1 protein-coding gene is annotated in these 14,170 nt (G+C 74.6%); it reads right to left on the bottom strand.

From position 1 onward, the window contains the following. Positions 1-42: 42 nt before the first annotated feature. Positions 43-14,013, bottom strand: a complete 13,971-nt coding sequence (locus ACFVWD_RS05420) for an SDR family NAD(P)-dependent oxidoreductase (RefSeq protein ID WP_389594081.1) — start codon at positions 14,011-14,013, stop codon at positions 43-45. Positions 14,014-14,170 lie beyond the last annotated feature (157 nt).

The raw sequence follows: 14,170 nt of genomic DNA, 5'->3' as shown, positions 1-14,170 counted from the left end.
CTGCCAACACTGCCACCGCTTTCACCTGTCGGCGCCGCCGGTTCACCCCCGCCGCCAGGACCGGAAGGCCCGCAGGTGTTCCGGCGTGACCACGGTCTCCAGGCGCTCGTCGTCCTGGTCTCCGCCACCGAGCCCGGCCAGCAGCCGCCGGGCCGGTACGTTGCGCGGGGTGCGCTCCGCCGTCAGCCGGACCTTGCCGCAGCCCAGCTCGTCGGCTCGGTCGGCCAGCCACCGCAACAGCCGTTCCTCGACTCCCCGGCCGAGCGCCCGGCAGCTCATCAGCCAGGCCAGTACGTCGAGTTGGTCGCCGTCCGCACGCAGGGCGAGCAGCCCGATCTGGCCGTAGTCGCCGAACCGGTCCCGGGCCTCGGCCGTCCACACCTCACCGCGCTCCCGCCACCGCCCGAGATCGCCTCCGTCGGCGGACCGGGCCCGCAGGGTGAACTGGTTGGTACGGCGGACGAGTTGCTCGGCCCGTTCGACGTCGGACTCGGACAGGGCCCGGATGTCGACCTCAAGTTCCAACTGGGCGAGGAACTCCTCGAATCCGGCCTGCGCGCGCACGGCGTCCCGGTCCCGCTCCTGTGCGTAGAACCGCGCCCGCAGCGCGTCCTCGGCCGTCGCCGCGACCGGGACGAGCGGCCACAACCTGCCCAGGAATGCGCTCAGTCCGGCCGACGGCGGGCACGTCACCGACAGCACCTCCGGCAGCGCGGACCGCACTCCGGCGATCTCGACCGGGTTGTCGTCGAGGAACAGGAAACTGTCCGTGCCGAGGCCGAGCGCCCGGGCCGCCTCGGCGAGCCGGCCGGACTTCGGGCCCCAGGTCGCGGAGAGCACGCTGAAGTGTTCGGCTTTGAGCAGGCTGTCCGGGCGGTCCAGTACGGCCCGTACCGTGTCCTCGTCGTTGTTGCTGACCAGTGCCAACAGCGCGCCCGCCGCACGCCACTGAAGGAGCCGGCGCGCGAGCAGGGCGCGCGGTCCTGTCAGGTCCACCGCCTCCGGGCCGATCTCCCCGGCCACTCCACCCCACAGCGTCTCGTCGCCGTCCACCGCGATGACCTTGGGCGCGGGGCGCCGTACCGCACGTACGACATCGGCGAGGCAAAGCGCCACCGCCGCCTGGAACTGCGGGGTGAAGGGGAGGTGGGCGATCCGCTCGGTCCGCTCGTCGAAGCGTTCCGCGACGGCGTGGCGCCGGGTCCAGTCGTCGGGACGGAGCACCGCGATGCCGGGCACCTCGGCCAGTTCGTCGGCGATCTCGCGCTCCCACCGTACGAAGCGGTCCTGCGCGTGGGCGGACGGCAGGAAGCCGACGATCAGCGGCTTGCGGGTCCGTTCGGACAGCGCCCGCAGCGCGGCCGGGAGCGCGGTACGCAACTCGGCGAGCAGCGCGTCGTCCACGGGGCCGAACCGTTCCAGGTCCGCCGCCCGCAGCAGCGCCACGCCCACCGCCGCGGTGGGGTCGGCGAAGACGCCGGAGGGGTCGCGCAGGGCGGCGAGCACCTGGTGGTACGGGGCTTCCGCGACCGTCAGGCCGCCGTCCCGCGTGCCCTCCTCGACCGCGGCCTCGCACAGCGGGGGCAGATTTCCGAGGGCGAAGGTGGCGGCGAGGGCGAGCGACCGGCGCGGGGAGTGACGGGCGTCCTCGGGCGCCGCCTCGGGCACCTCCACCGCCGTGTCCGTCGTCGTACGGACCTCCACGGTCGCCTCGGCCGCCGTACCCGGTGTCGAACGGACCGCCGCCGTCGGATCGTCCGCCGCCTCCGCGAGCAGCCGCAGGAAGTCCTCCCCCAGCTCGACGGAGGTCGCCGCGTCCAGGATGTCGAGGTTGTGGTCGAGCCGGATCCGGCCCGCGTCGGGGGTCATGGTGATCATCAGGTCGAGGTCGGAGTACCCCGTCCCGGCGGGCAGGACCTCGAGGTGGGCGAGGCGGCCCGTCGCAGAGCGTACGTAGTTGAAGTACACCTCCACCAGGGGAGCGTTCGCCCGGTGCAGCCCCTGTCGGGCGAGGGTCGACAGCACGTCGGAGAACATGGCGCCCTTCGCGAGGACGCGGTCGAGGCGGGCGTCGGTGCGGCGCAGCACCCGCTCGATCCGTTCACCCGCCACGGCCTCGGCCGGGAACGGCACCGGCACTCCGAAGAAGCCCACCGCGTCGTAGGCGTCGGCGTGGATGCGGGTGTCGACGGGCACGGCGAGAACGAAACGTTCCCTCTGCCGCATCCTGGCCAGCAGCACGGTCAGCGTGCCGAGGCAGAAGGCGGCGGGCGTGATGGCGAGCCCGCTCGCGGCGGCCGACACCCGTTCCATGAGCCCTTCGGGGATCGTCACGCTCACGCTGCCGGCCCGGTACGAGCGCGTCGCCGGGCGGGGCCGGGCGAGCGTCAGGTCGAGTCGGGCACTGCCCTGGAAGGCCTCGCGCCATGCGGTCGCGCCCTCGCCGGGGGTGTTGTCCGTCTGTTGCGCCTCGATCAGGAGGTCGATGTCCCGGTTGGTGACGGCGTCGCCGAGCGAGGTGCCGGACAGTTCGGCGTCGATTTCCCCCGCCACGAGCAGCAGCGACTGCAGATCGCTCACCGCGTGGTGCGCGCCGAACGCCAGGAACTGGCCCCGGGCACCGGCGTCGAGCAGCTCGAACCGCCACAACGGGGGGTTCGCCAGGTCGAACCGTGGTTCCAGCAGCAGGCGCAGTCGGTCGGCCGCGTCGAGTGCGCCGTCTGCGGGCACGTCCGTCCAGCGCAGCACCGGCCGTGCGACCTCCCGGTCCACCCGTAGCAGCCGCGCCTGTGCGCCACCAGCACCGGCCACAGCACCGGCACCGGCACCGGCACCGGCACCGGTCACGATCGCGGTGCGCAGTGCGGCGTGCCGTCCGGCGAGGCGGGTGAGGATGTCTGTGAGCGCCTCGCGGGTGGTGGGCGTGGTGAGCCGGAGGGCCAGGCCGACGGCGTGGGCCGCGTCCGGCATGCCCGGCCGGGCGCTGCGCAGCAGTCGTACGACATCGCGGGTCGCAGGCCGCAGTTCGCTCTCGGGCACCTCGACGGCGACCTCGGGCCGCCGCGCCTCGGACCGCCGTTCCCCGGCCTGCGCGACCGTGTCCCGTTCGGGCAGCGCCTCGCCGAGCGCCCGGGCCAGCCCGCGGATGTCGGAGGCGGAGAACACGGTGGCGGCGGGGAGTTCGGTGCCCAGCTCGCGGGCGAAGGCGTTGCGCAGCCGGACGAGCATGAGGGAGTCCAGGCCGAGTTCCTTCAGAGCCGTGGTCGCCGAGACGTCCACCGTGCCTTCGGAGACCTGGCCGACCCGGGCCCGTACATACGCTTCGAGGCGGTCCGCGCGGTCCCGTTCCGTCGTCGCCGTGAACACCCGCGCGACGAGGTCGTCCGCGTCGTCACCGCCGGTCGGTACGGTGATCAGGTCGCCGAGGATCGGGCGGGCGCGGGCCGCGTCCGGGTCGAGCGCGAGGGTCTCCCAGTCCAGGGCGAGGGGGGCGAGTTGGCGGCGGGAGGTGGCCAGCACCCGTTCGAGGAGTTCGCCACCGTCCTGCGGGGAGAACGCGAGCAGACCGGACCTGCTGGTCCCGGCGGCCCGGGTGCCGGACTCGGCGACCATTCCCACGCCCGCCCAGGCGCCCCAGTCCAGGCTCAGCGCCCGGCGGTCGGCGCGGGAGAGGTGGTGCGCCCAGGCGTCGAGGAAGGCGTTCGCCGCCGCGTACGGGCTCTGCCCCGCGGAGCCGAGGAGACCGGCCGCCGAGGCGAACAGGACGAGGCTCTCGGCCTCCGGGATCAGTTCGGTGAGCAGCGTGGTGCCGAGGACCTTGGGGGCGAGCACGCGCAGGACGCGCTCGTCGGTCAGGTTCGCCACCGTCGCGTCGTCGAGGACACCGGCCGCGTGGACGACTCCGGCGATCGGCCCCGCTTCCCGTCGTACGGCGTCCAGGGCTGCCGTCAGTTCCTCGCGGTCGGCCACGTCGGCGCGGGCGAGGTGCACGGTGGCCCCGTGTTCTTCCAGAGCCCTGATCCAGCTCGCGGTGTGCGCGTCGGGCTCGCTCCGGCTCATCAGGGCCAGTCGGCGGGCGCCGCGGCGGACCAGTCGTTCGGCGACGACTCGGCCGAGGCCGCCCAGACCGCCGGTGATCAGGTACACCCCGTCGGGGGTGACCTCACCGTTGCCGCCGTCGTCGGGGCGGGTGCGGGCCAGGCGCGGGACCAGTCGGCCCGACTCCCGCAGCGCGACGAGCCGTTCGTCGTCCGCGTACCGCAGTTGTGTCCACAGGGCGTCGACACCGTCGGTGGGCGGCAGGTCGATCAGGGTGGCCGACAGCTCCGGGTACTCCTGCGCCACCGCGAGGCCGAAGCCCCAGGCGAGGGCCTGTTGAGGGTGTGTCACCCGCCTGCTGTCACCGGCGGCCTGGCTGCCCCGTGCGACGACGAACAGGCGGGGGGTCCGGCCCCGCGGCCGGTCCGCCAGCGCCCGTACCAGGTGCAGTGTGCTCAGGCAGCACAGCCGGGCCGCCTCCTGCGCCGTACCGGCATCCGTGATCGCCGGGGCGTCGAGCGCGGACAGCTGGACCACCCGCTCGGGCGGCCCGTCGGGGAAGGCCTCGTCCAGGAGGCGGGCCAGGTGCCGCGGATCTGCGGGGTCGAGTACGTAACGACCGGGTCCCTCGACGCCGAACGACTCACCCCTGCGGGCGATCACCCGCGGCACGGTCGAGCCGAGCCGCTCGCCCAGTTCGGCCGCGACGCCCGTGTCGTCCGCCAGGATCAGCCAACTGCCCTCGGCGGGCTGCTGCTGTGCGGCCGGGCGCGGCTGCCATTGGGTCTCGAAGAGCGCGCCGTCCAGCGGAGACAGTGCGGCCAGCTCGAATTCCCTTGCTTCCAGTACCAGTTGCTCTCTCTCGTCCCACAGCCGCAGGTCCACGGTCGCGGTGTCGCCGTCCACGGAACGCAGTCGGCAGGTCGCCCACACGGGCGCCGTGCGCAGTCCGGTGAACCTCAGCCGCCCGACGGCCGCGGGCACGAACGCCCGGCCCTGGGGCGCGCCGCCCGGCAGGGCGGCCGTGTGGAAGGCCGCGTCGAGGACGGCGGGATGCAGCAGATGACCGGCGGCGGGCGTCCGGGCCAGACGGCCGAGGGCGGCCACGTCCGTACGGCGGCCCTCCTCCAGCCCCCGGAAGGCGGGGCCGTAGTCGATGCCCAGGGCCGCGAGCCCGGCGTAGACGGCCGACAGATCGACCTGTTCGTCACACCGTTCGCGCACGGTGTCGAGCCGCTCGTCGTCATCGGCGGCGGTTTCCACGGTGAGCGCGAGGCGTCCGCTGACGTGCCGCTTCCACGGCACGCCGTGGCCACCGGCGGGTGTCGAGGCGATGGTGAAGTCCCGGAAGCCGTCCTCGGCGGGCCGCAGGACCAGTTGCAGCCGTACGGGCCGGTCCACGTCCAGCGACAGCGGCTGTACGAACCTGACGTCGGCCAGCCGTACTTCGCCTCCGCCCCGCAGCGCGGACGCGGCCTCCAGGGCCATGTCGAGGAAGGCGGCGCCGGGCAGCCAGACTTCGCCGGTGACCCGGTGGTCGGTGAGATAGGCGAAGCGGCTGTCGTCGAGGTCGATGTCGGCCTGGAAGAGGTGCCGGTCGGGTTCGTCGCTGGCCTCCAGGTGGGTGCCGAGCAGCGGTGATCCGCCGGCCGAGGCGGTGGCCGGGGCGGGCGCGAGCCAGTGGCGTTCGCGGGCGAAGGCGTAGGTCGGCAGGTCGGTCCGGTGGCCCTCCGGGAACAGCGCCGGCCAGTCGGGCGTGTGCCCGGCCGTGTACAACTCTCCCAGCCCGCGCAGCAGTACGTCGTGTGCGTCGCTCCGCCGGCGCAGCGAGCCGACGCCGACCGCGTCGACCCCGGCCTCCGCCGCCACCGCCTCGATGGACGAGGTGAGCGAGGGGTGCGGGCTCAGCTCGACGAAGTAGCGGTAGCCGTCGTCCAGCATCCGTCGGATCGTGTCCGCGAAGCGGACCGGCTCCCTGAGGTTGGCGTACCAGTAGTCGGCGTCCAGCCGGTCGCCGGGGACGGGTTCGGCCAGCACCGCCGAGTACAGCGGGGTCGGCGTCAAGGCGCCCCTGACGCCGGAGAAACGGTCGAGCAGCTCCGCACGGATCGGGTCCATCAAGGGGGTGTGCGAGGCGAACGGTGTCGACAGCGGGCGCGCGGTGATGCCCTGCTCGTCGAGGCGGTGGCGCAGCTCGGCCAGCGCGTCGGCCTCACCGGAGACGGCCGTGGACCGCGCGCTGTTGACCGCCGCGACGAACAGCCGGCCCGCGAACGGCGCGAGCAGTTCCGCCACCCGCGCCGGCGGCAGTTCCAGGGACAGCATGCCGCCCTTGCCCGCCAGCGGTACGACCGCCTGCCCGCGCCCGGTCACCACGGTCACGGCCTCGTCCAGGGTGAGGGCGCCCGCGCTGTACGCGGCGGCGATCTCGCCCAGACTGTGCCCGACGACGGCGTCCGGGCGGACACCGAGCGCGCGCCAGGCGGCGGCCAGTGAGGCGTTGACCGCGAACAGCACCGGTTGCAGGAACTCGGTGCGGCCGAGCGGGGCGAACTCCTCCGGCGCCCGCAGCGCGTTGAGCACCGACCAGCCGACCTGCCGGCGAACGGCCTCATCGATGCGGGCCAGTTCCTCGCGGAACGTCTCCGACCCTGCCATCAACTCGACACCCATGCCCGGCCATTGACCGCCGTGCCCGGCGAAGACGAAGGCCACCTTGCCCGTCCCGTCGTCGCGGGGCGCGGCCAGGGGCGCCCGCCCGCTCGACAACGCGTCGAGCCGTAGCAGCAGTTCGTCCCGGTCACCCGCGACGAGGGCCGCGCGCCGTTCGAAGTGGCTGCGGTGCCGGGCCAGGGTGTGGGCGACATCGAGGAGAGCGATGTCCTCGCCGGCCTCCTTGGTCAGGTGGCTCGCCAGTCGCGCGGCCTGCCCCCGCAGGGCGGCATCGCTGCGCCCCGACAGCACGAACAGCCGCTTCCCCGGCGGTACTTCGCCCTCGCGATCCGCCTTCTCGACCGGAGGGGCCTCCTCCACGATCACATGCGCGTTGGTCCCGCTGATCCCGAAGGCGCTCACTCCGGCCCGTCGTGTCCGGCCGGGCGACGACGGCCAGGCCGCCGTGTCCCGCACCAGCCCCAGCCCGCTGTTCTCCCAGTCGACGTGCCTGCTGGGCGTGTCGGCGTGCAGGGTGCGCGGCAGGGTCCGGTGGCGCAGCGACTGCACCACCTTGACGAGCCCGATCACACCCGAAGCAGCCTGCGCGTGACCGATGTTGGACTTGAGCGAGCCCAGGTACAGGGGGCGGTCCTGCGGCCGTGAGTCGCCGAAGACCTCCGCCAGGGCGTTCGCCTCGATCGGGTCGCCCAGCGTGGTGCCCGTGCCGTGCGCCTCCACGTAGTCGATGTCGGCGGGCTCCAGCCCGGACAGCTCCAGTGCCCGCCGGATCACCTGTTCCTGCGCCGGGCCGTTCGGCGCGGACAGCCCCTGGCTGCGGCCGTCCTGGTTGACGGCCGTGCCGCGCAGCACGGCCAGCACCTCGTCACCGTCGCGCCGGGCGTCGCTCAGTCGCTTCAGTACGACCATGCCGGCGCCCTCGGCCCAGATGGCGCCGTCGGCGTCGTCGGAGAAGGAGCGGCAGCGGCCGGTCGGGGACAGGCCCCGCAGTCGGCTGAACTCCACGAAGGTTCCCGGGGTCACCATCACCGTCACGCCACCGGCGAGCGCGAGGTCGCACTCCCCGGACCGCAACGCCTGCGCCGCCAGGTGCAGTGCCACCAGCGACGAGGAGCACGCCGTGTCCACCGTCAGCGCGGGGCCGCCCAGTCCCAGCGTGTAGGCGAGCCGCCCCGAGGCCACGCTCAGCGCCGAGCCCGTACCGACGTATCCGTCCAGCTGGTCGAGGCGGGACCCCGCCAGGTAGTCGCTGCCGAACATGCCGACGTACACACCGGTGGTGCTGCCCGCGAGTTCGGCGGGCACGATTCCGGCGCGCTCCAGCGCCTCCCACGCCGTCTCCATCAGCAGCCGTTGCTGCGGGTCCATCGCGGCCGCTTCCTTCGGGGTGATCCCGAAGAAGCCCGCGTCGAAGGACTCCAGATCGTCGTGGTTCAGGAAGCCGCCCTCACGGGCGTAGGACTTGCCGAGGGCGTCCGGGTCGGGGTCGTACAGCGCCGCCGCGTCCCAGCGTTCGGCCGGGAAGGGGCCCACCGCGTCGCGCCCCTCCGCGACCAGGCTCCACAGGCCTTCCGGATCGCTCACACCGCCGGGCAGCCGGCAGGCCATGGCGACCAGGGCCACCGGTTCGTCGGAGGCCGGGGCCGTGGCGCGCGTGGGCCGCGTGGCGGCAGTGGTGCGGTCGCCCGCCGCGAGGGCGGTGGACAGCAGGTGCGCGGCGAGCCGGGCCGCGGTGGGGTGGTCGAACAGCAGGGTGGCCGGGAGCCTGGCGCCGATCCGGGCGCCGATGCGGTTGCGGAGTTCGACCGCCGTCACCGAGTCCATGCCGAGTTCGCGCAGCGGCTGGTCGGGGCGGACGGACTCCGTGGAGCGCAGGCCGAGGGCGCGGGAGACCTCCTCGCGGACCAGGGCCAGGACGCGTTCGGCGCGTACGGCCTCGGGCAGCCGGGCCAGGCGGTCGGCGAGACTCTCGCCGCCGCTTCGGCCGGTGCGGGGCGCGGGCAGCAGCGAACGCCACACCGCCGCCGTACCGCCGCCCGTGGTGGCCGCGGTCTCGCGCAGGCGCGGCAGGTCCAGGGCCCAGGCGACCAGGTGCGGGGCGCCCTGTCGCAGGGCGAGTTCGACGAGTTCGCGGCCCTGGTCGGGGGTGAGGGCGCGATGGCCGAGACGGGCCATCCGGTCCAGGTCGGCGTGTGCGGCGGCGAGACCCTCGCCCGCCCAGGCGCCGAAGGAGAGGGAGACGCCGGGCAGGCCCAGGGCCCGCCGGTGGTGGGCGAGTTGGTCGAGGAAGACGTTGGCCGCCGCGTAGTTGCCCTGGCCCGCGTTGCCGACGACTCCGGCGGCCGAGGAGACCAGCAGGAACAGGTCGAGTCGCGTGTCGGCGGTGAGCCGGTGCAGGTGGGCGGCGCCGTCGACCTTGGGGCGCAGGACCTGTGCAAGCCGTTCGGGCGTCAGCTCGGCGACCACCCCGTCGGCCAGGACTCCGGCGCAGTGCACGACACCGCGCAGCGGCGACTCCTCCCCGATACGCCCGAGCAGCTCGGCCACGGCCGCCGCGTCCGCGATGTCGCAGGCCGCGACCTCGGCCTCGGCGCCGAGCGCGGTCAGTTCGGCGGTGACGTCGGCGGCGCGCGGATCGTCGGAGCCCTGACGAGACGTCAGGAGTATTCGCGGAACGCCGTGTTCGGCGAGGAGCCGGGCGATGTGCCGTCCGACGGCACCGAGACCGCCGGTGATCAGCACCGTGCCGTCGGTGGGTACGAGGGTGGGGCGGCCGACCAGGTCGAGGACGACCGGGGTGCCGGTCGCGTTCCGGTTGCGGGCGCGGACGAGTCGCGGTGCGAGCGGAGCGCCCGCGCGGAAGGCGAGTTCGGGCTCCTCGGCGTGGGTGGCGGCGGTCAGGAGCGCATCGGCCGGGTCGGAGTCCTCGAGGTCGAGGAGGGTCAGGCCGAGGTCCGGGTGTTCGGCGCGGGCGCTGCGGGCGAGCCCCCACAGCACGGACTGGGCGAGGCCGGGCACGGTGTCCTCGTCGACGGCCCCGACCGCACCGCGCGTCACCCACACGGTCCGGGCAGGTGCCTCGTCCTGCGGGAGGGCTATCAGGGCACGCAGTTCGACCAGGGCCGCGACCGCCAATTCTTGTGCCGCGGTGGCCGGTTCGGCGTCCGTCGCCGTGCGCGGCCAGAACCGTACGAGCACGTCGGCGCCGCCCGTCCCGCTCACGTCTGCGTCGCCCGTCCCGCTCCGGACGCGGATCCCCGCCGCCGCGAGGCCGCGCAGGGCCCCGGCGACCTCCGGGTCCGAGGGGTCGCCGACGACGGCCCACTCGGCGCCCGGCGCCTCGGCGGGCTGTTCGGGTACGGCCGTCCAGACCACCTCGTACAGGTGCCGGGCGTTGTCCGAGGCGCCGTTCAGGTCCGCCGGGGCCGCGGCCCGCAGTCGTACGCCCTCCAGACGACCGGCCGGGAGACCGTCGGCGTCCCACAGCGTGATGTCCAGGGTGAGGTCCGTGTCGGAGCCGCCCGTGCATCGTACGGCCGCGGTGAGGTCCCTCGCGCCACCGGGCGGCAGGACGCACCGGCCCACCGCGACCGGGAGCAGCACCCGGCCGTCGGACGCATCGATCCCGGCGGCCACGTGCAGCGCGGCGTCCAGCAGGGCGGGATGGAGGGGGTACGGCTCGGCCGCGTCGCGGGCCGTGGGCGGCAGCGAGAGCCGGGCGAGCAGTTCACCGTCGCCGGTCGCGACCGCCGACCGTACGCCCTGGAAGGCCGGACCGTAGCCGAGGCCCAGCTCGGCGAGCCGCTCGTACGTCCCCGGGGTCCAGGCCGGTTCGGCCGCCTCCGGCCACACCGGGGGCCGATCCGCCGTCTGCGCGACAGCCGCGGACGCGGACGCGGTGGCGTGCAGGGTCCAGCCCGTGGCCTCTTCGGCGCGCGGGCGGCTGTGCACGGTGATCTCCGGTACGGGACCGGCGGTGACCACCTCGACGGACACCTCGACCGTGCCGGAGCCGGGGAGGGTGAGAGGGCTGAGGAGGAGCAGGTCGGTGAGGTCGGCCGGGTCGTCCGGGCGGGCCACGGCGAGCGCGGCGCGGCACAGTTCCATCAGGGTGGTGCCGGAGACGACGGTCCGGCCGAACACGGTGTGGTCGGGCAGCCAGTCGGCGGTGTCCTTGGACCACTCGCCCCGGAAGGTCCAGCGGGTCTCGTCCGGCGACTGGAGCTGGATGCCGAGCAGGAGGTGCGCGGCGCGGTCGAAGAAACCGGGGGCACCGGTGGTGGACTCGGGCTCGATCCAGTGGCGCCGCGGGTCCCAGGCGTATGTCGGCAGGTCGGCGGGGGCGTTGTCGTGAACCAGTCGGCGCCAGTCGATCCGCCGCCCGTGGACGTGGAGTTCGGCGGCGGACCGGTCCAGGCAGGCGGGTCCGTCCTCGTCGCGGCGCAGCGAGCCGACGGCGACCAGGTTCTCGTGGCCGGAGTCCTCGGCGATGGTGTGCAGGGCGGTGACGAGGGAGGGGTGGGGGCCGAGTTCGACGAACCAGCGGTAGCCGTCGGCCGCCATGCGCTCCACGGTGGGTGCGAAGCGGACGGGTTCACGCAGATTGGAGTACCAGTAGTCGGCTTCCAGTTCCTCGGTGACCGGCTCGCCGGTGACGGTGGAGTACCAGGCGACGGAGGTCGGGCAGGTGGTGACGCCGTCGAGTTCGTCGAGGACCGTCGCGCGGAGCGGCTCGACCCGGGGGCTGTGGGAGGCGTAGTCGACGTCGAGGCGGCGGGCGAAGACCTGTTCGCGGTCGAAGTCGGCGAGCAGGGCCTCCAGCGGCTCGACGTCACCGGCGATCACCGTCGAGCGGCCGCTGTTCACGGCGGCGACCGAGACCCGTCCGTCAAGGTCGGCGAGGCGATGCTCGACCTCGGTGTGCGGGAGGGCGACGACGGCCATGGTGCCGGTGCCCGACAGCCCGGTCAGGGCCTGGCTGCGCAGGGCGACCACCGCGGCGGCGTCGCTCAGGCTGAGCGCGCCGGCGACGCAGGCCGCGGCGACCTCGCCCTGGCTGTGCCCGATCACGGCGTCCGGCCGTACGCCCCGGGCCCGCCACACCGCGGCCAGGGACACCATCACGGCGAACAGGACCGGCTGCACGACGTCCACGCGGTCCAGGGGCGGGGCGCCCGCGGCACCGCGCAGTACGGCGGACACCGACCAGGTGGTGAAAGGGCGCAGGGCGGCGTCGCAGCGGTCGAGTTCGTCCGCGAACACCGGGTCGCGGTCGAGCAGATCGCGGGCCATGCCGGTCCACTGGGAACCCTGGCCGGGGAAGACGAAAGCCAACTTGCCGGTGGGAATGGCCTGTTGGGGTCCGACGACCGTCTCGCTACCGCTGTCGGTACCGATGGCGGTAGCGCCGTCGGTGGCGCTGCCGGTTCGGCCCTCCGCGAGGGCGCGCAGGGCGGTCAGCAGGTCGTCGCGGTCGGCCGCCCGCACGACGGCCCGGTGCTCGAAGTGCGTGCGGTGGTGGGCCAGCGTCGCGGCCGCGCCGGGCAGCGACGGCCGCGGATGTTCGTCGAGCGCTTCGAGGAGGCGGGCGGCCTGGCCCCGGAGGGCGGGGAGGGTACGGGCGGAGAGCGGGAAGAGGGCCGCGCCGGGGAACTCCGCCGGGGGTGTCCCGGTGGCCGGACGCACCAGGTCCCGCGGCGCCTCCTCCAGCACCACATGCGCGTTCGTACCGCTGATCCCGAACGCGCTCACCCCGGCCCGCCGCACCCGGTCGCCGCCCCGCGGCCATGCCCGGGCTCCGCTGTGCACCCGCAGGCCGCCGCCCGCCCAGTCGACGTGCTCGGTCGGGGTGTCGGCGTGCAGCGAGGCGGGGAGCAGTTCGCGGCCGAGGGCCAGGACCGTCTTGATGACGCCGCCGATGCCCGCCGCGGCCTGGGTGTGACCGATGTGGGACTTGAGGGAGCCGACGCCGAGCGGCCGGTCGGCCGGGCGCCCCGGCCCGAAGACGGCGGCGAGCGCCCGGCCCTCGATGGGGTCGCCGAGCCGGGTGCCCGTACCGTGCGCCTCGACGTAGTCCAGGTCGTCCGGGCGGAGTCCGGCCGCGTCGAGGGCGGCGCGCACCACCCGTTCCTGCGCCGGGCCGCTCGGGGCGCTCAGGCCCTGGCTGCGGCCGTCCTGGTTGATGGCCGACCCCTTGACGACGGCCAGGACCCGGTCGCCGTCGCGGCGCGCGTCCGCGAGCCGCTTGAGCAGCACCAGACCGCAGCCCTCGGCCCACACCACGCCGTCCGCGTCGGTCGAGAACGGGCTGCACCGCCCGGTCGGCGACAGCCCGCGCAGTCGGCTGAACTCGACGTGTCCGCGCGGGGTGACAAGGAGCGTCGCGCCGCCCGCCAGCGCGAGGTCGCACTCGCCGCTCGCCAGCGCCCGCGCGGCCAGGTGCAGCGCGACGAGGGAGGAGGAGCAGGCGGTGTCGACGGTGACCGCCGGGCCCTGGAGGCCGAGGGTGTAGGCGATGCGTCCGGAGGCCACGCTGGACGCGGAGCCGGTGCCCACGTGCCCGTCGAGCCGGCCGAGCGCGGCCGAGGCCAGGTAGCCGCTGTCGTACAGCCCGATGTAGACGCCCGTGGAGCTGCCGTTCAGCGTGTCCGGGACGATCCCGGCGCGCTCGATCGTCTCCCAGGCGGTCGCGAGCAACAGCCGCTGCTGGGGGTCCATGGCTGCGGCCTCGCGCGGTGAGATCCCGAAGAAGGGCGCGTCGAAACGGTCGATGCCGGAGAGGAAGCCTCCGCGCAGGGTGTACGCCTTGCCGGGGGCCTCCGGGTCGGGGTCGTAGAGCCCCCGGGTGTCCCAACGGCCCGCGGGCACCTCGGTGATGGCGTCCTCGCCCGAGGCGAGCAGCCGCCACAGCGCCTCGGGGTCGTCGGCGCCGCCGGGGTAGCGGCAGCCCATGGAGATGACGGCGATGTCCTCGTCGCCGCGTACGGGCGCGGCCGCCGGCACCGGCGCCGCCGCGCCGACGGGCCCTTCGCCGAGGACCGCCGCGGCGAGCGCCGCGATGGTGGGGTGGTCGAAGACGAGGGACGGCTCCACGGGGCGGCCGGTCCGGCCGGAGAGCTCCGCGGCCAGGGTCACCAACTGGCGTGATCCCAGGCCGAATTCGGCGATCGGCCGCTCGGGATCGACAGCCGACGGGGCGAGCCCGGCCGCCTCGGCGACGGCCGACGCCAGCCAGGCCCGCACGTCCTCGGAGGTCGTGACGGACATCTCGGGGAACTGCTTCGGGGACTCGCTCGCAGGCATCGGGGAAAGGTGTCCTCGTGAACTCGGGTTCAGACGGATTCCGTACGACAGGTACGGCGACCGGTGGGCGGCGACCGGTGGGCGGCGGAGGCACCGGCGCGCGACTGAGGAACCCCTGGTGTACGGCCGGTACGACCGGGGTGCCCCGTCGGCTCGG

Origin of the sequence: Streptomyces sp. NPDC058086 (assembly GCF_042885015.1) — a bacterium.
Taxonomy (GTDB): domain Bacteria; phylum Actinomycetota; class Actinomycetes; order Streptomycetales; family Streptomycetaceae; genus Streptomyces.
The sequence above is the reverse complement of the archived record's forward strand: the minus strand, read 5'-3'. Positions and strand labels throughout refer to the sequence as shown.